The sequence below is a fragment of the Flavobacterium sp. KS-LB2 genome (assembly GCF_036895565.1).
Taxonomy (GTDB): Bacteria; Bacteroidota; Bacteroidia; order Flavobacteriales; family Flavobacteriaceae; genus Flavobacterium.
Map to the genome: position 1 here is coordinate 2794037 of NZ_CP145904.1, position 21127 is coordinate 2815163.

General features: G+C 33.6%; 18 protein-coding genes. 2 read left to right on the top strand and 16 right to left on the bottom strand.

Annotated elements, in window-relative coordinates:
* Positions 1-36 precede the first annotated feature (36 nt).
* The 11 genes from V5J73_RS11940 to recR all read right to left on the bottom strand — a co-directional run bounded on the left by V5J73_RS11940 (position 37) and on the right by recR (position 13098).
* Positions 37-987: a GDP-L-fucose synthase family protein gene (locus V5J73_RS11940; protein WP_338646175.1), complete on the bottom strand. Its 951-nt coding sequence runs from the start codon at positions 985-987 to the stop codon at positions 37-39.
* Between the two features lie 472 nt (positions 988-1459).
* Positions 1460-1849, bottom strand: a complete 390-nt coding sequence (locus V5J73_RS11945) for an endonuclease domain-containing protein (protein ID WP_338646178.1) — start codon at positions 1847-1849, stop codon at positions 1460-1462.
* 364 nt (positions 1850-2213) lie between these two features.
* A complete protein-coding gene (locus V5J73_RS11950) occupies positions 2214-3218 on the bottom strand; it encodes a mannose-1-phosphate guanylyltransferase (protein WP_338646179.1) in 1005 nt (334 codons plus the stop codon).
* A 26-nt stretch (positions 3219-3244) separates the two neighbouring features.
* Positions 3245-3670 carry an adenylyltransferase/cytidyltransferase family protein gene (locus V5J73_RS11955; RefSeq protein WP_338646180.1) on the bottom strand — a complete coding sequence of 142 codons (426 nt, stop codon included), beginning with the start codon at positions 3668-3670 and terminating at the stop codon, positions 3245-3247.
* A gap of 31 nt (positions 3671-3701) precedes the next feature.
* The gene (locus V5J73_RS11960; protein ID WP_338646181.1) at positions 3702-4985 is read right to left on the bottom strand and encodes a nucleotide sugar dehydrogenase; all 1284 of its coding nucleotides are present in this window, start codon (positions 4983-4985) and stop codon (positions 3702-3704) included.
* Between the two features lie 1059 nt (positions 4986-6044).
* Positions 6045-6509 (bottom strand): UpxY family transcription antiterminator, encoded by a 465-nt coding sequence (locus V5J73_RS11965; protein ID WP_338646183.1) that lies wholly within the window; start codon positions 6507-6509, stop codon positions 6045-6047.
* Between the two features lie 159 nt (positions 6510-6668).
* Complete coding sequence (locus V5J73_RS11970; protein WP_338646185.1) at positions 6669-8060, bottom strand: UDP-glucose 6-dehydrogenase; 1392 nt, start codon at positions 8058-8060, stop codon at positions 6669-6671.
* Between the two features lie 66 nt (positions 8061-8126).
* Entirely contained in the window at positions 8127-9110 is a 984-nt protein-coding gene (locus tag V5J73_RS11975; protein ID WP_338646188.1) for an SDR family oxidoreductase, read from the bottom strand.
* A 20-nt stretch (positions 9111-9130) separates the two neighbouring features.
* The gene (locus V5J73_RS11980; protein WP_338646190.1) at positions 9131-11599 is read right to left on the bottom strand and encodes a polysaccharide biosynthesis tyrosine autokinase; all 2469 of its coding nucleotides are present in this window, start codon (positions 11597-11599) and stop codon (positions 9131-9133) included.
* Between the two features lie 15 nt (positions 11600-11614).
* The gene (locus V5J73_RS11985) at positions 11615-12406 is read right to left on the bottom strand and encodes a polysaccharide biosynthesis/export family protein (protein WP_338646192.1); all 792 of its coding nucleotides are present in this window, start codon (positions 12404-12406) and stop codon (positions 11615-11617) included.
* A gap of 71 nt (positions 12407-12477) precedes the next feature.
* A complete protein-coding gene (recR, locus tag V5J73_RS11990) occupies positions 12478-13098 on the bottom strand; it encodes a recombination mediator RecR (protein WP_338646193.1) in 621 nt (206 codons plus the stop codon).
* A 129-nt stretch (positions 13099-13227) separates the two neighbouring features.
* Here recR and V5J73_RS11995 point away from each other — a divergent pair, with 129 nt between their 5' ends.
* Entirely contained in the window at positions 13228-14736 is a 1509-nt protein-coding gene (locus V5J73_RS11995) for a sodium:solute symporter (RefSeq protein WP_338646195.1), read from the top strand.
* Between the two features lie 111 nt (positions 14737-14847).
* Here the strand turns inward: V5J73_RS11995 and V5J73_RS12000 are convergent, their stop codons facing one another.
* Complete coding sequence (locus V5J73_RS12000) at positions 14848-15213, bottom strand: CoA-binding protein (protein WP_338648624.1); 366 nt, start codon at positions 15211-15213, stop codon at positions 14848-14850.
* A 147-nt stretch (positions 15214-15360) separates the two neighbouring features.
* On the opposite strand from V5J73_RS12000, the gene V5J73_RS12005 reads away from it, so the two are divergent.
* Entirely contained in the window at positions 15361-15993 is a 633-nt protein-coding gene (locus V5J73_RS12005) for a MarC family NAAT transporter (RefSeq protein ID WP_338646198.1), read from the top strand.
* Positions 15994-16040: 47 nt separating this feature from the next.
* On the opposite strand, the gene ctlX is transcribed toward V5J73_RS12005, so the two are convergent.
* The 4 genes from ctlX to eno all read right to left on the bottom strand — a co-directional run bounded on the left by ctlX (position 16041) and on the right by eno (position 20764).
* Positions 16041-16976 carry a citrulline utilization hydrolase CtlX gene (gene ctlX, locus V5J73_RS12010; protein ID WP_338646200.1) on the bottom strand — a complete coding sequence of 312 codons (936 nt, stop codon included), beginning with the start codon at positions 16974-16976 and terminating at the stop codon, positions 16041-16043.
* Positions 16977-17051: 75 nt separating this feature from the next.
* Positions 17052-17966 carry a dimethylarginine dimethylaminohydrolase family protein gene (locus V5J73_RS12015; protein WP_338646202.1) on the bottom strand — a complete coding sequence of 305 codons (915 nt, stop codon included), beginning with the start codon at positions 17964-17966 and terminating at the stop codon, positions 17052-17054.
* Between the two features lie 65 nt (positions 17967-18031).
* The gene (locus tag V5J73_RS12020) at positions 18032-19315 is read right to left on the bottom strand and encodes a citrate synthase (protein ID WP_338646203.1); all 1284 of its coding nucleotides are present in this window, start codon (positions 19313-19315) and stop codon (positions 18032-18034) included.
* Between the two features lie 156 nt (positions 19316-19471).
* Positions 19472-20764: a phosphopyruvate hydratase gene (gene eno, locus V5J73_RS12025; protein ID WP_338646205.1), complete on the bottom strand. Its 1293-nt coding sequence runs from the start codon at positions 20762-20764 to the stop codon at positions 19472-19474.
* Positions 20765-21127 lie beyond the last annotated feature (363 nt).

Consider the following 21127-nt stretch of genomic DNA (forward strand, 5'->3'; position numbering starts at 1 on the left):
AATAATAATTAAGCCTCTAAGGACTCAATAAAATAATTATAGTTTTATTTTTTTTACGTTTTCGATATTCTCCAAAAACCAGTCATAGGTTTTCTGTATTCCTTCTTCCAATTGCACCTGATGCTTCCATCCCAATCCATGCATTTTGGAAACATCCATCAATTTTCTTGGTGTTCCATCCGGTTTGGTACTGTCCCAAATGATTTCTCCTTGGTGTCCCGTGATGGTTTGAATGGTTTCTGCTAATTGTTGAATCGTTAAATCCTCTCCCGTTCCTACATTGTATAAATAATCCGGTAATTTGTTCTCCAAAGCAAATACCACAGCCTGTGCCATATCGTCTACAAATAAGAATTCTCTCATAGGAGTTCCACTTCCCCAAAGGGTCACCGGAGCATTATTATTTACCTTGGCCTCATGAAATTTTCGCATCATCGCCGGCAGAACGTGCGAAGAAGTTAAATCGAAATTATCATGGGTACCGTATAAATTCGTCGGCATTAAGCTTACGTAATCTTTATTAAATTGTTTCCTAATAGCTTCACAGGCTTTAACCCCAGTAATTTTTGCTATTGCATACCATTCGTTAGTCGGCTCTAAGGAATCCGTAAGCAGGTATTCTTCTTTTAAGGGTTGAGGCGCTAGCTTTGGATAAATGCAAGAACTTCCCAGAAAAATAAACTTTTCCACACCGGATTGCAGTGCGGTATCGATTAGATTATTTTGGATTTGCATGTTTTCCATTATAAATTGATAAGGAAAATTATTGTTGGCCAAAATACCTCCTACTTTTGCAGCAGCATCAATAATCACTTCTGGTTTTTCGGCAGCTATATAGTCCTTTACTGCTTGTTGGTTTTTTAGATCTAATGTTGCACTGGATGCACCAATTAAGTTCGTATACCCCTTAGCCAAAAGTGTTCTCCAGATAGCGCTGCCCACCATGCCGTTATGTCCTGCTATATAAATTTTAGTGTTTTTATGCATTGTATTTTTTCTTAACTGTACTTTCAAAAAGTGATTTTGTATATTTTTAAACGAAGTTACCGAAATTTCTCATTTAAAATAATTTGACTCCCTTTAGGGCAGGGGAAAACAAATTATTTGTATTAGGTTAAACTTTGTATCAAACTAAATATTCTCGTTTCAAAATAATTTGGCTCCCTTTAGGGTTGGGGAAAAACAAATTATTTGTATTAGGTTAAACTTTGTATCACACTAGATATTCTCGATTTAAAAAAAATTTGACTCCCTTTAGGGCAGGGGAAAACAAATTATTTGTATTAGGTTAAACTTTGTATCAAACTAAATATTCTCGTTTCAAAATAATTTGGCTCCCTTTAGGGTTGGGGAAAAACAAATTATTTGTATTAGGTTAAACTTTGTATCACACTAGATATTCTCGATTTAAAAAAAATTTGACTCCCTTTAGAGCAGGGGAAAACAAATTATTTTCAGATTATTCTTTGCAACATTCTCCAATTTTCTCCAAAACAGGATCTATTTCAGTTAGCACTTGTTCATTAGTAAAACGAATAACCCTTAATCCTTGAAAACTTAAAAAATCTGTTCGTTCTTGATCCTTTTCAACTTGTTCTAAAGTGTTATGATATTCTCCATCTAATTCAATAATTAATTTATGCTGATGACAATAAAAATCAACAATATAAATACCAATGGGATGTTGTCTTCTGAATTTTAATCCATGAAATTGATTTGATTTTAATCTTTGCCACAAATAGACTTCAGCTTCTGTTAAAGTTTCCCTTAAGGATTGAGCCTTCAAAAATCCGCTAGCGGGAGCTCCCTTCCACATACTTTCATCATACTGCAAATCCTTCTCTTTCATTTTGATTTAACTAAACGTAATTAACAGCTTTTGTATTTCATCATTTTATACTTTACGCTAGATATTATTCTCGATTTAAAAATAATTTGACTCCCTTTAGGGCAGGGGAAAACAAATTATTTGTATTAGGTTAAACTTTGTATCACACTAGATATTCTCGTTTCAAAATAATTTGGCTCCCTTTAGGGCAGGGGAAAACAAATTATTTGTATTAGGTTAAACTTTGTATCACACTAGATATTCTCATTTAAAATAATTTGACTCCCTTTAGGGCAGGGGAAAACAAATTATTTTTTGTATGCCTGTTTATGGTCTCCCTTTAGGGTCGGGGAAAAACCAAGAACCGGCACTCCGTCTTGTTGATCTAATCCAACAAATCCGAATTTTCTCTTTCCAGCTGATTGTATACATTTTTAACATCCTGAGAATTATCTTTTTGCAAAATGAGATTAGCTGTATCAGTATATACAAAAATGGTGTTTTTAAGTCCGATAAAAGCAGTATAATTATCAGTACCAATTACCATATTCCCGTTTTTATCGACCGGATGCCCCGTAGAGACTAGGTAATCATATACGGATTCAAAAGACCCTAAATCCGACCAATCAAATTGAGAAGATACTACTTTGATTTTTTTACTTCGTTCCATTACCGCATAATCAATACTTATGGAAGGAATATCCATAGAAAGCTTCAAATCTAAATTTCCATTGGTATTATTTTCCCAAGCCAATTTTGATTTTTCGTATACCTCTGGAGCATACATTTTTAGCTCGTCCAAAAGCACTCCTGCTTTAAAACAGAACATCCCGCTATTCCAAAGAAAATTCCCTTTGGCAATAAAATCACGAGCCGAAACCTGATTTGGTTTTTCTCTAAACGAAACCACATTGTCTCCTTTACGTTCAATATAACCATAACCGGTTTCCGGTTTAGTGGGAACGATGCCAAAAGTAACGATGTATCCGTTTGCCGCTTTCTCGACCGCTTCTTGAATCGCTTCTTCATAACACTCCATTTTGCCAATAATATGGTCCGATGGAGTGACTATTAAAATATCATCTGGTTGCGAAGCAAAAGCCGCAAAAGCAATCGCCGCAGCTGTATTTCTTGGAGTAGATTCAATTATATCTACATATTGAGTATTCGATTTTTCTAAGACATTTTTACTCAAATGACAGTTATCAATATTACCGACAACCATTACTTGATCAGCAATATTACGATTGCGATCTACAGTCATCTCAAACAAGGATTTACCATCAAAAATATCCAGATATTGCTTGGGTTGGCTTTTACGTGATAACGGCCATAAGCGACTACCAACACCTCCAGTAAGGATGACATGTGTAATTGAATGCTTTTCCATATTTTATTTATACAAGGTTTAAAACCCTAAATTACTTTTCTTAATTCTTTTTCGGCCACTACTTTACGCAAACTGCTACTTGAAAATCGATGATCCCGCACATTGAAATACAATTCAATTCCTTTTTCTTCGCAGTAGCTTCGACCAGTGAAGTTTTTTTCTCTATACTCCTCTCCGATAATACGGACATCCAATTTAAAAGACCGTAAAATATCTTCTAAATCCTGTTCTGTGGCATAAGGAACAATTTCATCCACATGGACGCATCCTTTAAGTTGTATGTATCTTTCTACCACCGATTGCGTCGGTCTGTTTTTTTCAGGACGATCAATTGTTGGATCAGTCTGTAAAGCAACAATTAAATAATCACATTGCCTTTTTGCATCTTCTAACATTTTTACATGCCCCGCGTGTAGTAAGTCGAATGCACTGAAAGTAATTCCTATTCTCATTTTTTGGTCGGTAATTTAATTGTTTTCTTATTTATAACCGTCCATCAGCTACATCACCTAAAACCCCTTTCACATCATACAATAAACTAGTAGATTTTTGTAATATGGATAAATCTATATCCAAAAATTGATGGTGAGCAACTCCTAAAATTACAGCATCAAACTGCTCCTTAGGTATTCTATTTGTAGTCAATAAGTTATATTCTTTTTGCACTTCAAACGGATTAGCAAGAGGATCATAAATAGTAACTGTAATTCCATAATCTGTCAAAGCAGCTATTACATCGACAATTTTTGTATTACGAACATCAGGACAGTTTTCCTTGAAGGTAATACCAAGCATTAAGACAGTTGCCCCATTAACTGAAATCCCTTTTTTAATCATAAGCTTCACTACTTGAGAAGCTACATATTCGCCCATACTATCATTCAATCGCCTTCCGGCTAATATAATTTCAGGGTGATACCCAAACTCTTGCGCCCGCTGAGCTAAGTAATAAGGATCAACGCCTATACAATGCCCACCAACTAATCCGGGTTTAAAAGGCAGAAAATTCCATTTGGTTCGTGCTGCTTCTAAAACGGCCTGCGTATCTATATGCATCAAATTGAATATCTTAGACAACTCGTTTACAAACGCAATATTAATATCTCGCTGAGAATTTTCGATTACTTTAGCAGCTTCGGCTACCTTTATAGAGGGCGCTAAGTGCGTACCTGCTGTAATAACAGATTGATATAGTTTGTTTACTTTTTGTCCAATCTCAAAAGTGGAACCTGAAGTAATTTTTAAAATTTTTTCTACGGTGTGTTCTTTGTCTCCAGGATTAATTCGCTCAGGCGAGTAGCCCGCAAAAAAATCAACGTTAAATTTCAATCCAGAAACGCGTTCTAAAACAGGGACACATTCTTCCTCTGTCACTCCAGGATAAACAGTTGATTCATAAATAACAATATCTCCTTTTTTTAAGACTGCACCTACCGTCTCACTGGATTTGTATAACGGGGTTAAATCGGGCCGATTATTTTTATCAACTGGAGTTGGAACGGTTACGATATAGTAATTGCAATCCGTAATATCAGCAATATTAGTTGTACAATACAAACCAATTGCATCACTTGGTTGCTCTAATAGCACTTTTTGCAGCGTGGCATCATCTACTTCAAATGTTGTATCAGTACCTGATTTCAAAGAACTAACTCTAGATTGATTGATGTCAAATCCAACAACAGCATGCTTAGTTGCAAACAATCTTGCTAATGGTAAACCTACATAACCCAAACCAATTACAGCTATTTTTGCTTTAGAATCCATTTTTTGAACTATTAGAAGTAATTATCGGTAACTTTATTCTACCGCTTCGCGATTCACACCCACAGAAATGAGCTGAAACGAGAATAATTTAAGAGGGCAAATATAGGTACAAAATGCCAATTTTTTACCTATTATTTATTGTTCGAAATAGCAATACGCTTCCTAAAAAGCGACACAAAATCATAAACAACTGAATGACAGATAACAAAACAATAAAAAACCAACTTAAACTACTATAAAAAATCACCTAAATTGGTGATAAAAAGCAATAAAAAAAGGTGCTAAACTAACCTTAATAGCGTTAAAACTTCTAGCTGAAATTTACGTAAATCTAACGCCCTTAAATTACACAGTAGAGTAGCAAATGTCAGGGGATGGCAAAAAAGAAAAGGAGATATTGAGCACAGCGAAGTCGAAGTTCCGTGAATTCCATAAAAATAGTAACGCACGAATAGTTTTTTTGTGGCATTCGAAAACTAATTTAACTAACGAGGATGTGTAAACTTGATTTTTTTGTTCTCACCACCCGCATTGGAGTCGAAGGATTCATCAAGCAAAATTAATTTAAGGACAACTCTTAATTCAAAATCAAAGTCGATTAAAATCAAGAGGGTAGTCTGAGCTTATCGAAGACCTTCCCAAAAACACTTCGACAAGCTCAGTGTGACAAATGCATTACGATGCGTTATAAAAACAGAATTACACCAAACGATAATAATAATAATAATAATAATAATAATAATAACCAGTTGGGTGAAATTATTAAAAACATCAGTTCCGTTTATCCCGAACTTGTTTAGGGAAGTGTTTTTTTGTGTAGTAAAACAGAACAAAACTTCTCGATACGCTCCGCTACTCGAAGTGATGTGTATCGAGAACCGTTTTTATTAAAATTTTCCGCTGTTCTGACTTTTATCGAAAGGCTCGATACATTTTCTTCTCGAAGCATCGGAAAAAAAACACTCAAACTGACGAAGAATTACCATCAAAAACCAATACTACCAATGGGTTAATAATAATAATAATACACAAACTCGAAATTAATAAAAATTAGAAACCTTATTTATGTTTCATTTTCAATACACATCCTAACGATTCCAAAACCAACACATAATGTGTATTAGTAACCTCTTGAACAATTGCTTTTTGGTTAGAAAAAGGTCCTGATTCTAATTGTATAGCATCTCCTACTTGAAATGAGTGTATTGAAACATCATTACTCTCGGAAGGATCCATCCATTTTTTGATAATACTAATCTCTTCATCGCGAACTACAGCTGGTTTTCCCAACCAAAATAAATAACGCACCACTCCTACTGATTGAAATACAGCATTCCGTTCAGAATCGGGTAACTGAACAAAAACATAAGAATTAAAAAGTGGCACCTCAACTTTTTTCTTTCTATCTGACCATTGTCTAACTTGTGTAACCAAAGGGCAATAGCACTCTATTCCTTTATTTTTTAATTGTTCTGCAACTTTTTTCTCCCATTTGGGCTTTGTGTAAACTACATACCAATTCATTTTTTTGTTTTTATATGGTACTAAATTAGTTTTTAGTAACGGTGTTCAAAGTAAACTTTTAGACATAACAATATGGACTGCGCTTTATTATAAAGACGCTATTCTTTTTTTCCTTATTGCCGATATCTAACGCAACTCCTTTGACTTAACAACCTATTTCTATGACCCTATCGCTTGGTATACAAAACCAATCGCTTCTAATTCTGCTGCATTCAGTAAGTTTCTGCCATCAAAAACAAAAGCAGGTTTCTGCATTGAATCATAAATTTTTTGCCAATCATATTCGACAAATTCATCCCATTCCGTAAGTACAGCTATCGCGTGAGCATTATGACACGCCTCATAAGGAGAATCAAATGAGCTAATACTATTCGTGTTTAAAGTAGCGCTTCTCGTTTCTAAATAATTCAAATCATCAAGAATCTTTTTATTGGAAACTTTAGGATCATAAACCGCTATTTTTGCATGTTCATTTATCAAATCATCAGCCACATAAATAGCTGCAGATTCCCTAGTATCATTAGTGTCTTTTTTGAAAGCCCAACCTAGAAAAGTTATTTTTTTATCAGAAACTGTATTGTATAGCGTTTGAACAATATTGTTTGAGAATCGTCTTTTTTGATGATCATTCATTATAATTACCTGCTCCCAATAATCAGCCACTTCATGCAACCCATACGATTTTGCAATATAAACTAAATTCAATATGTCTTTTTGAAAACAAGAACCTCCAAACCCAACAGACGCTTTAAGGAATTTTGATCCTATTCTGCTATCCATTCCTATAGCTTTCGCCACTTCATTCACATCTGCCCCAGTTTTTTCACAAAGTTCAGACATGGCATTTATCGATGAAATCCGTTGTGCCAAAAATGCATTTGCAGTAAGTTTAGACAACTCTGAGGACCAAACATTAGTAGTTAATATTTTATCAGCGGTAACCCAATTAGAATATACATCAACAAGAGCTTGAATCGCTCTTTGTCCTTCCTCAGAAGAATCGCCTCCTATTAATATCCGATCCGGATTTAATAAATCTTGAACAGCAGTTCCCTCAGCAAGAAATTCAGGGTTTGATAAAATTTGAAACTGTACGCCATTCCCGGTATTATCTAAAATACTTTTGATAGCTTCCGCTGTTCTAACAGGAAGTGTCGACTTCTCTACAACAATTTTATTGTCTTTGGCAACTTTGGCAATTTGCCTCGCACACAATTCAATATATTTCAAATCAGCAGCCATACCTTTTCCTTTTCCATAGGTTTTAGTAGGCGTATTAACCGATATAAATATAATTTGAGCTTCGTCTATTGCTTTTTCTACATCAGTAGAAAAAAACAAGTTTTTTCCTCTTGATTCGGCAACAATTTCGCTTAAACCGGGTTCGTAAATAGGTATATTATTTACATTTTTATCATTCCATGCAGCAATTCGCTCTTCATTTAAGTCTACTACTGTAACTTGTATTTGTGGACATTTTTGAGCTATAACCGCCATCGTTGGGCCTCCTACATATCCAGCTCCAATGCAACAAATTTTTGTAATTTTCATTTATTTAAATTTTAATTTGCAAATATATTTTAATTTGATGTATATTTTTTTCTACCGAAAAAACTTTTATCTAAGATTATTCCAATACCACTGTACTGCTTCTTTCAATCCTTCTTGCATCGAATATTTTGGATTATAACCCAACAATTCTTTTGCCTTGTCGATACTTGCCAAAGAATGTGGAATATCGCCTGCTCTATTAGGGCCATATTCTACGGGAACAGCAGCAATTTTTTGATCGTATTGAGCTAAAAATTCTTTCAAATACGTCACTAAATCATTCAACGTATTCCTGTCGCCATAGGCTGTGTTGTATATCGTATTGATTGATTCTGGGTTATTGGTTAGCATAGCCAACTCATTCATTTGAATTACATTATCAATATAAGTAAAATCACGTGAATAGTTTCCATCCCCATTTATTTTAGGGCTTTGTAATTGCATCAATTGCATTACAAATTTAGGAATGACCGCAGCATATGCTCCGTTTGGATCTTGCTTCCGACCAAAAACATTAAAATACCGCAACCCAATTGTTTCTAAGCCATAAGTCCTACTAAAGATTTCAGCATATAATTCGTTCACATATTTTGTTATAGCATAAGGCGAAAGCGGCTTTCCAATTACTGCTTCAACTTTAGGCAAAGCTTCAGAATCACCATAAGTAGAAGAGCTTGCTGCGTATACAAATCGTTTCACTTTAGCATCCCTTGAAGCTACTAACATGTTCAAAAAACCAGCAACATTTACATCATTTGTTGTAACAGGATCATTTATAGATCTTGGTACAGAACCCAATGCTGCCTGATGTAAAACATAATCTATTCCTTGTACTGCGTTATGACATTCTATAGCATTACGAATATCCCCTTCTATCAAATAAAAATTGGGATGATTTATGAAATCCTTTAAATTATGCCTATAACCAGTTGCAAAATTATCAAAACAAACTACTTTATAGTCTTTCGACAAAAAATACTCACATAGATTCGAACCTATAAATCCTGCACCTCCAGTAATTAAAACGGAACTCTTTGTTTCTATTTGCATCTGTTTTTATTTTAAAACAATTACTTCGTTTGTTTATTCAAAATTTTCTGTGCTATCCTTTGATAGATGCTTTTAGGTTTTCCTTCTTCATAATATCCATTTGCATAGGTTCCATATCCATAACCGTACCCATAACCGTATCCATAACCCGTACCATATTTTGCTTTATTCACTAATCCATTCAAAATAATACTAGTATTATTCAACTCCCCGCGTTTCACTCTGTTATTTAATAGCGTAATCATTTCTTTTTTAGTAAAGTTTTGTCTAACTATATATAAAGTAACATCACAATATTGTGCTAACTCCAAAGCATCTGATACCAGTCCTACTGGTGGCGTATCCAGAATAATATAATCGTATTTTTTCTTTAACTCTGCTATTAGTTCTCCCATTCCTTGACTCATAATCATTTCAGCAGGATTGGGTGGAATAGGCCCTGACAAAATAACGTCTAGAAAAGGTATGTGTGTTTGATTGATGATTTCATCAATTGTTTTTTGTTTGATTAAATAATTAACCACCCCAATTTCATTCGACAAATTAAATTCAGCAGACAGTTTTGGCTTTCTTAAATCCAAACCAATAACCACTGTTTTTTTCTCGCTAAGAGCAAATACCGTAGCAATATTGATGGAACAAAATGTTTTTCCTTCACCACTCACAGAAGAGGTAATCATTAGTGTCTTTGCTCCGTCTAAATTTTGTTGTTTATATAAAAACTGAAGAGAGGAACGAATGGCTCTAAAAGATTCTGACAAAGCTGATTTTGGTTTATCAAAAACAGCTAAATTGGTATTTTCTTTATTAACTCCTACAACACCTATTAAAGGGATTTTTGTCATTTTACTAATATCCTCTGCATTTTGAACCGAATTATTGATAAAGAACACTGCAAATACAAAAACCAATGGAAAAAGTATCCCTAGAAATAAAGCCAATACATAATTAACTGATGTTTTTGGACCTATAAGTCCTCCACCAACATCTTTTGCTGGATCTATAAAATGAACATCTGATAGATTTGCCGCCTTAACAATATCTGCTTCACTTCTTTTTTGAAGAAAAGTACTGTAAATATTATCACTTAAATCATATTTCCTTTTGATTTTAATAAGCTCTTGTTGATCCTCCGGAAGTTGCTTTATAGTACTTTCAGTCTCATTTATTTTGCTACTCACCATTGCCAAATCATACTGAAGAGAAGATTTAGCAGTTGCTATATTTTCTAACAAGACGTTTTTGACAGCTTCCATTTGGTTGTCAAAATCTTTGAATATCTTATCGCTTTTTACAGCATAAGCCATCTCAGATCTTTGGGCTGATAATGCTATCAACTTCGAAACATTTACAACAATATTTGGGTCCTCTATTCCTGCAACAGAGGGAGCTGGAAGCTTCGCATAGTTTACACTACTTTTTAAATATGATTTCAAAGAATTATAGTACGCCATTTTACGATTTACTTCGTCTTTCTTGACATCAAATTCCAATATTTTTTCAGAAAATTTAGCCCCACCCTCTTCAATATCGTATATGTTTTTACCTTTTCTAAAGGTTTTCAACTCATTTCCAGTTTCCTTGAGTTGAGATTCCATCGTTACTAATGTACTGTCAATAAATGCTATGGTGTTCGTAGCAAATTGATTCTTACTGTCCAATTGTCTTTTTATCAACATCTTAACAGTCGCATTCAAATACTCTACCATTCGTGCTTTATTAGTTCCTTGCATACCTAAGGTAATTATAGAACCGCCTTTATCATCTGAACTTACATTTATCCCTTTGTATGCTGATACCGTTCCGTTAAAATCACTAAAAGACACAAAATATTCATTTCCTTTATAGAAACCTGGATTTTCATTTATTTGCAACTTCCAGTTTAAGAAAGGTAAAGAAACTTTTTCACCTACTTTGTATTGCTTTACAAAATCCCCAGTCTCAACTGCTGTATTGCTATATGAGTTGTCCGAATAGGTTATTACAGAAACATTTTGACTCTGAAACGGAATTCTAATTTCATAGGTATTTTCATTTATAAACTTAATACCGATTAAAGTCCCCGCTAATTGCCCTTTTGATTTATCAATATTGACATAAAAAGGAACTGACCCATAGGCATCTACCAGCTTATATTCGCCTTGAACTAAATAATTAATGTAGTACTGTAATTTATCTACAACTAGTTCATTATGAGACCTCGACTGCAAAGTCGTTGAAATAGTCTGAACTTGATCTGAAGTACCTCCCCAATTAAACACTAAACTGGTATTTGAGGTAAAAAGAGGATTGCTTTCTTCTTTGACAGAAATAAGCGTTTCCATACCGTAAATTTTTTCTTTACGAATATTTACTTGATATGCAATCGTGAAAGTAATTAATAAACTTATTAAAAACCACTTCCAATAACTTCCGATTTTTATTAAGAAACCTTTGAAGTCAAAGCTTACTTGGTTTTCAAAAATCGAAAAATCTTTTATATCTAACATTTTTTGAGTGCTGTTTTAATTTTTTAATAGTAAAAAAGTAGTTGTCGCTAAAGATAACAATGTGATAATCGTTCCCAAAGATTCAATACCAGTTTTTCCAGTACCCCAAGTTTTTTGCTTGAGTGGTTTTATATAAATATAATCATTTGGTTGCAAATAGAAATAAGGCGATTGCATCACATTTATATCGGTAAGATCTAAATCATGCATAACAACCCCGGTTGGTGTTTTTCGCATAATGGTAACTGCTTTTCTATCTCCGGTAATCGTAATGTCACCAGAATTTGCAATAGCCTCCATAATAGTTACTTGCTCTTGAAACAAAGTTTTAGTCCCTGGAGCACTTATCTCTCCATTAATGGTAAACCGTAAGCCAGCTAATTTAACCGTAACAAAAATATTAGCTTCTTTATTGAAATATTCTGCTAACAATTGCTTTTCAACTTTAACTCTAATTTCCTCCAAGGTATAGCCTATAACATTTAATTCTCCCAAAACAGGAATTCTTATATTACCATGATCATCCACCGTAAATCCGTCAAAATACAATCCTGACTCTGATTTACCCGCAGCAACACCTTCATTTGAAGGACTAAAAATAGCAACTAATTTAGGATCAATTGCTTTTATGGTAATACTCAAAACGTCATTAGTTTGTAACCTATATGGCTTTGACTCAACAGGCGCTATCCTATTTTCAGCATCTGAATTGTTCTTTTTCTGAAGGTAAATTAAATCTTGAGTTGGAATACAAGAAGAAAACAACACACTAATAAACAACAACAAATAGAGTATGGATTTGCTCATTTTAAATATTTTTAATGACAAATATAGCTTTTCATTTACTATTTAAAAAACATCACTATTCATTAAATGGATTAATTATTTTTAAACGACTTTTCGAAAGGTACTCTTTGCAAAATACTCCTTCCCAAGGTAACTTCATCAGCATATTCAAGCTCATCTCCTACCGAAATCCCTCTTGCTATTGTTGACATAGTTATTTCACAATCGGCAATTTGTTTATAGATATAAAAATTAGTGGTATCGCCTTCCATTGTAGAACTTAATGCAAAAATCACTTCAGTTACACTACCTGATTTCACCTTATCGACCAAAGTATTAATATTCAACTGACTGGGACCAACTCCATCAATAGGAGAAATTTTACCTCCTAAAACATGATAAATCCCTCTAAACTGTCCCGTATTTTCAATAGCCATAACATCCCGAATATCCTCTACAATACAAATAATCTGGTGATTCCTACTCTGATTGGCACAAATTTCACACATGACACTATCCGAAATATTATGACAGCTAGTACAATACTTAATATCTTCACGCATAGCCACCAAGGCTTGGGATAAAAAACCAGTTTGCTCTTTAGGCTGTTTTAACAAATGTAATACTAATCGCAGTGCGGTTCGTTTGCCAATTCCCGGCAACTGAGACATTTCATTAACTGCTTTCTCTATAAGTTTTGAAGAAAATTCCATAAAAGCAAAAGTAGTCAATTAGTTTATTTGTTCAATCGGTTATTTGTTTAATCGAATCTGTGATTTTCCCATATACAAATAAACGATTAAGCAAAAAATCGTATTTTGGCTTCGAATAAAAAAAACACAATGACTCCCAGCACCATTCTAATCCTCATAATCGTTTATTTTGGAATTTTATTTTACATCTCTCATGCTGTAAGTAAAAAAGACAGTGGAAACGATGCTTTTTTTAAAGCCAATAAAAATTCTAAATGGTACTTAGTAGCTTTTGGAATGATTGGAACGGCACTTTCTGGAGTAACTTTTATTTCTGTTCCAGGAGAAGTTGGGGCGCCAAATGGAGAGCAATTCAAATACTTTCAGTTTGTATTAGGCAATGCTATCGGCTTCATTATCATAGCAAAAGTATTACTTCCGCTGTATTATCGAATGAATTTGACCTCAATTTATGGTTATATTGAACAACGGTTGGGAATTTATTCTTATAAAACTGCTGCAACTATTTTCTTGATTAGCCGAACCATTGGATCAGCATTCCGATTGTATCTTGTTGTGATTGTTTTACAGCGTTTTGTATTTGACTTTTATGAAATTCCTTTTGCTGTTACGGTTTTAATTTCATTAGCTTTGATATTTGCTTACACCTATCGAGGCGGATTAAAAACGATAATTATTACGGATACTTTACAAACTTTTTTCTTAGTAACTTCCGTTTTCCTGACCATTTTCTTTATTTGCAAAAGTTTAAATTTAAATGCTTTTGAAGCCTTTGAGGAAGTGAAAAACAGCAATTATTCTAAAGTATTTTTCTTTGAGGATTTTATATCGAGTAAGTTCCATTTTGTAAAACAAATTCTGGGAGGAATTTTTGTAACCATTGCCATGGTAGGTTTAGATCAGGACTTAATGCAGAAAAATTTAAGTTGCAAGAACATAGGCGAAGCACAAAAAAACATGTTCACTTTTACAGGAATATTTGTACTAATCAATATTTTTTTCCTCAGCGTAGGTGCTTTACTTTACATTTATGCTACTAAAAATGGGATTGAAGTTCCAACGGATTTAGTAACAGGCAAACCCAGAACAGATTTACTTTTTCCTGAAATTGCCTTTAATCATTTGGCTTTGATTCCGTCTGTTATTTTTTTATTAGGATTAACAGCCGCAACGTTTGCTACAACGGACTCTGCATTAACAGCACTTACTACTTCCTTTTGTGTGGATTTTTTAGGAATGGATAAAGCCGAAAACCTAAATAAACCAAATGTAGTACGAACCAGACATTTTGTTCATATCGCCTTTTCGATACTAATGTTTTTAGTCATTATTTTCTTTAATGCCGTAAATGACAGTTCTGTAGTGGGAATGATTTTTAGAGTTGCCTCTTACACGTATGGCCCGCTTTTAGGATTGTATTGTTTTGGTTTGTTTTTAAGGTCAAAAACAGTCAAAGACAAGTTTGTACCAATTGTATGCTTGTTATCTCCAGCTCTAACTTATCTCATAAGCGAAAATTCGAAAACATTATTTTTAGGATATGTGTTCGATAACGAACTGATAATCGTAAATGGGCTAATCACTTTTCTAGGGTTAATGTTAATTAGCAAGAATGCCACTTCGGAAACACGATTCTAGTTTTTAGCCCATCCCGAAGTTTCGGGAGTCAACGATATCCTTTTCTTATTCCGTTTTTTTTAACGGAACAAGAAAAAATATAGCGTACAGTTGGAATAACTCCTAAAAAATTTAATATTGATTTGTTGCCAACATAACTAAGGTACAAGCTATCTCGACTTTGATGTCATTTAATTTCAATAATTGATAAAATTCTGGATTCTCAGTACCGGGATTAAAAATAACACGTTTTGGTTGTGCCTCAACAATATAATTATAGTAATCGCGCTGGCGCAAAGGGTTTAGATAAAGAGTTACTGTGTCAACTTTTTTTAACGGAATTGCTTTCGTTTGGATTTTCACTCCTGCTACTTCTCCTGCATTTTGACCGATAGCAAGAACCGAATGTCCTTTCTCAACCAATTTTTCAATTGCCATGAAAGAATATCTCGCTGGTTTTGTAGATGCCCCAAGAACTAGCGTTTTTTTATTTTTTATCATTTTATAGAATTATATTTTACAAAAGTAATAAAAAAGGTCCATGAGTATAGCAATTATTAGGTTTAGTTATAAACGTAAGAAAAAACATTAGCCTAACATTAAAAAGCAAAAAAAGAGTATTTTTACAATCTTAAAAAACAAAATATGGATTTATTTATTTACCTCTTTGTCGCGCTTTTTTCCGTTTTAAATCCTATTGGTACCGTTCCAATTTTTGTAGGGCTCACACAAAATGACACCAAAAAAGAGCGCTCCAGAATTTCTTTATGGACGGCAATAAATGTATTTATTATTCTTATCGTCTCGTTTTTTATTGGACAGTATGTATTGCTTTTCTTTGGAATTAGTATTGATGCGTTAAGGATTGCTGGAGGAATTATCATTGTAAGCTCTGGTTTTTCATTGCTTTCTGGTAAATTCACTAAGAAGCGAGGTATTAATAAAAAAGCCGAAACTGACGCTCAGCAAAGAAATGATATTGCCTTGACTCCACTTGCAATTCCTATGCTTGCTGGTCCGGGATCAATTTCATTACTTATAGCTTTTTATCAGGAACACAATACTACTATGGAGATTATTATTTCTTCAATTGCTATTCTTGCCATTGCTATTACCATTTTTATCATCCTTAAAAGCGCCCATTATTTGGCAAAAATACTTGGAGCATCTGGAATTATTGCGATTTCAAGAATTGTGGGATTCATTGTAATTGCTATTGGAATTCAATATATTGTAAGCGCTATTATCAATATAATAAAAGGGAACCTCTCCTTATAAAAAAGAAAAAAAGCGGATACGATTTACAATCATATCCGCTTTTTTTTTTAATTTCTTGGCAAGAAAATTTCGGCCATCATACATCGGGCACTTCCTCCGCCGCAAGCCTCAATGGTGTCTAAACTAGAACTCAAAATTTCAGCATGTTTCTCTAATTGTTCTACTTGTTTTGGTGTTAAGACTTGATGCGCAGCGGCACTCATAACCAAATAGCGTTTATCATTTGCTCCACGAACTTCAAGCATATTACCTGCAAAATTATTCATTTGGGCCTCGGTGATTAAAATCACTTCTTTTCCATTTTCTTTCAGATTATCTAGAACCATTTTGCGTTCTTTCTTATCATCGATACAATCCGAGCAAATTACCGCAAAGGTTTCTCCCAAGCACATCATCACATTAGTGTGATAAATAAGCTTTCGCTCTGAATCTACCGTTTGAAACGCTTCAAAAATTACTGGTGCATAATCAAAATCTTCACAGAATTCGATAAACAATTCTTCATCCGCTCTTGGAGATAAGGCGCAATAAGCTTTAGCATTAGCTCTATCCAAAAGTAAACTTCCTGTTCCTTCCAAGAAAAAACCATCTTCTTCAGCTGATGTATAATCAACGATATTGTTAATCACAAAACCTTTATCTTCTAGAATATCTAAAATATCTTCCCGACGTTCTGCTCGGCGATTCTCAGCAAACATTGGATACAAAGCAACATCTCCATTCTCGTGAAAAGAGATCCAATTGTTTGGAAAAATACTATCCGGAGTATCAGGATCCAAGGTGTCTTCAACAACAGTAACATCTACACCCACTGCAGTTAGTTTTTCTACAAAAGCATCAAATTCTTGCTGTGCTTTGGCATTTACAGTTGCTGGCAAAAGCCCATCTATTACTTTTTGATAATAATTATTTACTGCCGTTTGTTCGTTCATTCTAAACGCAACCGGGCGAATCATCAATATAGAATTTGTCGTTTGTTTCATATTATTTTTAGTTTAAAGTTTACTCGTTTAAAGTTTAATGCTGAGTAACATTAAACTTAAAACTTAAACAAATATTTAATTTCTAATTAAGGGCAAGGTAGAACATCGTAATAATCCTTCTTGTTTTGCAATTTCTGCGTATGGAATTTCTTCAACAACAAAACCGCTTTCACGCAACCAATTATTAAGTCTTGTGAAGTTTCTTTCTGAAACAACAACATTTGTGTCAATAGAAAAAATATTAGAATTCATATGATACATTTCGTCTCTCGTAATATGAAATAAATTTTCTTTTCCAAAAAGATGTACCAGAAATAAATAATCTGCCTCTTCACGGAAACCATTTTTATAAATAATCCCTTTATCTTTTCCTACGGGTTGAAAACAACAATCTAAATGCAATGCGTTGTCACGAGCTTCAATTTTAGATTTAACCAAATCAAATTCTTTTACAATTTTATTTGGGAATAAATCTTTAATATACTGAACTCCTTGCATATTAGTTCTTGCAGTAATGTAATCTTTATAGTCGCTTCCTTTGTATGTTCCAATGAAAACATAATCATCCCACAACATCACATCACCACCTTCTATATGAGCTTCCTCTGGAGGACGAACTACTTTTTTAGGATCAATTTGGTCAATTATATATTGGATTGCATCCAGTTCCCGTTCTCTGTCTGGTAAAATATTCGATTTTACAAAAACATCATCAATTACAAAACCAATATCTCTTGTAAATATCTGATTGTAATTTTCAATCATTTCCGGACGATAAACGGTCACATTATATTTTTTTAGCACAGTATTAAATGCTTCCATTTCATTCACCATGTCTTTCTCCTGCGGATAAGTGCCTGCTAAAATATGTTCTAATGATTTTGGATCATAGGCATCTTCAACCTTTGGTATAGGTCCATTATTAACTGCTGAACCCAGAACTACAGCTCTAAGCCTAGAAGTTTCATTCTTTATATTTAACTCTAACATGTATTTTTAGCTTTTGGCAAATATAAAAAAAGCTTCACTAATTAGTGAAGCTTTTTAAACTGATTTTATCTTTTATCTGTTGGCACAAAATCCCTCAAAGGGTGCCCAGTATAAACTTGTCTTGGCCTTCCGATAGGCTCCTTATTTTCACGCATTTCTTTCCATTGTGCGATCCAACCCGGTAAACGACCTATTGCAAACATTACTGTAAACATATCGGTAGGAATTCCTAAAGCTCTGTAAATAATTCCAGAATAGAAATCTACATTAGGATATAAATTTCTTGATTTGAAATATTCATCTTCTAAAGCGGATTCTTCTAGTTTTTTTGCAATTGCAAGAATTGGGTCTTCAACTCCTAAAGTTGCTAAAACTTCGTTAGCCGCTTTTTTAATAATTTTTGCTCTTGGATCAAAATTCTTATAGACTCTGTGACCAAAACCCATCAAACGGAAAGGGTCATTTTTATCTTTGGCTTTAGCCATATACTTGTCAGCATCACCACCATTTCTATGAATTTCTTCTAACATTTCCAGAACTGCTTGATTTGCTCCTCCGTGTAATGGTCCCCAAAGTGCAGAAACTCCAGCAGATATTGAAGCAAATAATCCTGCATGAGAAGAACCTACCATTCTTACGGTAGACGTTGAGCAGTTTTGCTCATGATCACCGTGAAGAATAAATAATTTATCCAATGCATCTATGACTACAGGATTTGCTTTGTATGGTTCTGTAGGCAATTCAAACATTAAACGCATGAAGTTTTCTACGTATCCTTTAGTATTATCATAATAATTTAAAGGATAACCCATACTTTTTCTGTACGTCCAAGTTGCAATAACAAGGAATTTACCCATTGTTTTACATACTGCCTCATACATTTCTTTTTCATTTTCAACATTCACCGATTTAGGGTTAAATGCCGTCAATGCACTTGTCAAAGCAGCTAATACACCCATTGGATGTGCCGTTTTAGGAAACCCATCAATGATGTTTTTCATTTCCTCATTGACCAAGGTGTATTTTCTAATATCATTTTCAAATTGCACTAACTGAACTTTAGTTGGCAACTCTCCAAAAATCAGAAGGTAAGATACTTCTAGAAAATCTGCTTTTTCAGCTAAATCCTCGATTGAATATCCTCTGTAGCGAAGGATTCCAAGCTCTCCATCTAAAAAAGTAATATCACTTTTACAAGAACCTGAGTTTTTATAACCGGGATCAAGCGTAATTACACCTGATAAATCACGTAATTTGTTAATATCAATGGCAACTTCATTTTCACTTCCTACAATGATCGGTAGTTCAAATTTTTTACCATCAATTTCTAATGTTGCTATTTTTGACATAATATAATTGAAAATAAACTTTTAAAATAATAATTTCTCAAATCTAAGGAATTAAACAGTAATTAAAAAGAGAATAACACAATGAAATTGTTAAATATTACAAAAAAAAGCCACCCACATTAAGTGAATGGCTATCCTATAAAATATTATAAGAAATTATTTTATTTTGAAAGCACTTTTGCCAGGAAAATAAGCAGTATTCCCTAATTCTTCTTCAATTCTTAATAGTTGATTGTATTTAGCCATACGATCAGAACGAGAAGCAGAACCCGTTTTAATTTGCCCACAGTTTAAAGCTACTGCTAAATCTGCAATTGTATTGTCTTCGGTCTCTCCTGAACGGTGCGACATTACAGAGGTATATCCTGCATTCTTAGCCATATTAACTGCTGCAATAGTTTCCGTCAAAGTTCCTATTTGGTTTACTTTAATAAGGATTGAATTAGCAATTCCTTTTTCGATACCAGTAGACAAACGTGTTACATTAGTAACAAATAAATCATCTCCTACTAACTGTACTTTATCTCCAATTTTCTCTGTAAGTAATTTCCATCCATCCCAGTCATTTTCATCCATTCCATCCTCAATAGAAATGATTGGATATTTAGCCACTAATTCCGCCAAATACTCTACTTGCTCAGCAGAAGATCTAACTTTACCTGTTTCTCCTTCAAATTTAGAATAATCGTATTTTCCATTTACATAAAACTCAGCAGAAGCACAATCCAAAGCAATCATGATTTCATCTCCAAAAGTATAACCAGCAGTTTCAACAGCTTTTTTGATAGTATCTAAAGCATCTTCAGTTCCTCCAGCTAAATTTGGCGCAAAACCACCTTCATCACCTACAGCAGTAGAAAGACCTCTATCGTGCAACACTTTTTTCAAACTATGAAAAATTTCAGTTCCCATTTGCATTGCATGTGAGAAAGAAGTTGCTTTCACAGGGAAAATCATGAATTCTTGAAATGCGATAGGCGCATCAGAATGAGATCCTCCATTGATAATATTCATCATTGGAACCGGCAATGTATTTGCAGAAACACCACCTACGTATCTATATAATGGCAATCCTAATTCATTAGCAGCAGCCTTTGCTACAGCTAGTGAAACACCTAAAATTGCATTTGCTCCTAAGTTAGATTTATTTGGAGTTCCATCTAAATCAATCATCATTTGATCAATTAGATTTTGTTCAAAAACTGAAACACCAACAAGTTCTTCAGAAATAATGGTATTCACATTTTTCACAGCATTCAAAACTCCTTTTCCAAGAAATGCTTTTCCTCCATCACGTAACTCAACTGCTTCATGTTCTCCAGTTGAAGCTCCAGATGGTACAGCTGCTCTTCCTAAAACACCATTGTCTGTAATTACATCTACTTCTATTGTAGGATTTCCTCTTGAATCGAAAATTTGTCTTGCGTGAATTTTGATAATAATACTCATATACTAAAATTTTAAATTTTAAAATACAAATATATTCTATCTTTTTGAATGATTTTATGAAAATAATGAATGTTATTAACGAAAACGTTATAATTTTTTGGCAAACAAAACATTTAAGCTATTTAAAGAATTAATTTTTACATTATCTGTTATTTTTTTCAATTCCCTTAAAATCTAATTCGGAAAATACTCACTACACTAACAAAAACTAAATGATAATAATCTCGTCTTAAAAACAAATTATTTTTAGTAAAAACAAATTAAAAAACACTGATTATCAAATATATAGATTAATTTTATATTGACTTTTTAAAATAAAAAAACTCAATTCCTATTACATAATTCTTAGACAACAATTTTGAC

Coding starts and splice junctions, on each gene's coding strand:
- V5J73_RS11975 (WP_338646188.1), bottom strand. CDS start 9,110: ATGCAAATAGAAACAAAGAGTTCCGTTTTAATTACTGGAGGTGCAGGA.
- V5J73_RS11995 (WP_338646195.1), top strand. CDS start 13,228: ATGACTCCCAGCACCATTCTAATCCTCATAATCGTTTATTTTGGAATT.
- V5J73_RS11985 (WP_338646192.1), bottom strand. CDS start 12,406: ATGAGCAAATCCATACTCTATTTGTTGTTGTTTATTAGTGTGTTGTTT.
- V5J73_RS11965 (WP_338646183.1), bottom strand. CDS start 6,509: ATGAATTGGTATGTAGTTTACACAAAGCCCAAATGGGAGAAAAAAGTT.
- eno (WP_338646205.1), bottom strand. CDS start 20,764: ATGAGTATTATTATCAAAATTCACGCAAGACAAATTTTCGATTCAAGA.
- V5J73_RS11980 (WP_338646190.1), bottom strand. CDS start 11,599: ATGTTAGATATAAAAGATTTTTCGATTTTTGAAAACCAAGTAAGCTTT.
- V5J73_RS11945 (WP_338646178.1), bottom strand. CDS start 1,849: ATGAAAGAGAAGGATTTGCAGTATGATGAAAGTATGTGGAAGGGAGCT.
- V5J73_RS12005 (WP_338646198.1), top strand. CDS start 15,361: ATGGATTTATTTATTTACCTCTTTGTCGCGCTTTTTTCCGTTTTAAAT.
- V5J73_RS11950 (WP_338646179.1), bottom strand. CDS start 3,218: ATGGAAAAGCATTCAATTACACATGTCATCCTTACTGGAGGTGTTGGT.
- V5J73_RS11970 (WP_338646185.1), bottom strand. CDS start 8,060: ATGAAAATTACAAAAATTTGTTGCATTGGAGCTGGATATGTAGGAGGC.
- V5J73_RS12015 (WP_338646202.1), bottom strand. CDS start 17,966: ATGTTAGAGTTAAATATAAAGAATGAAACTTCTAGGCTTAGAGCTGTA.
- V5J73_RS11940 (WP_338646175.1), bottom strand. CDS start 987: ATGCATAAAAACACTAAAATTTATATAGCAGGACATAACGGCATGGTG.
- V5J73_RS11960 (WP_338646181.1), bottom strand. CDS start 4,985: ATGGATTCTAAAGCAAAAATAGCTGTAATTGGTTTGGGTTATGTAGGT.
- V5J73_RS12020 (WP_338646203.1), bottom strand. CDS start 19,315: ATGTCAAAAATAGCAACATTAGAAATTGATGGTAAAAAATTTGAACTA.
- ctlX (WP_338646200.1), bottom strand. CDS start 16,976: ATGAAACAAACGACAAATTCTATATTGATGATTCGCCCGGTTGCGTTT.
- recR (WP_338646193.1), bottom strand. CDS start 13,098: ATGGAATTTTCTTCAAAACTTATAGAGAAAGCAGTTAATGAAATGTCT.
- V5J73_RS11955 (WP_338646180.1), bottom strand. CDS start 3,670: ATGAGAATAGGAATTACTTTCAGTGCATTCGACTTACTACACGCGGGG.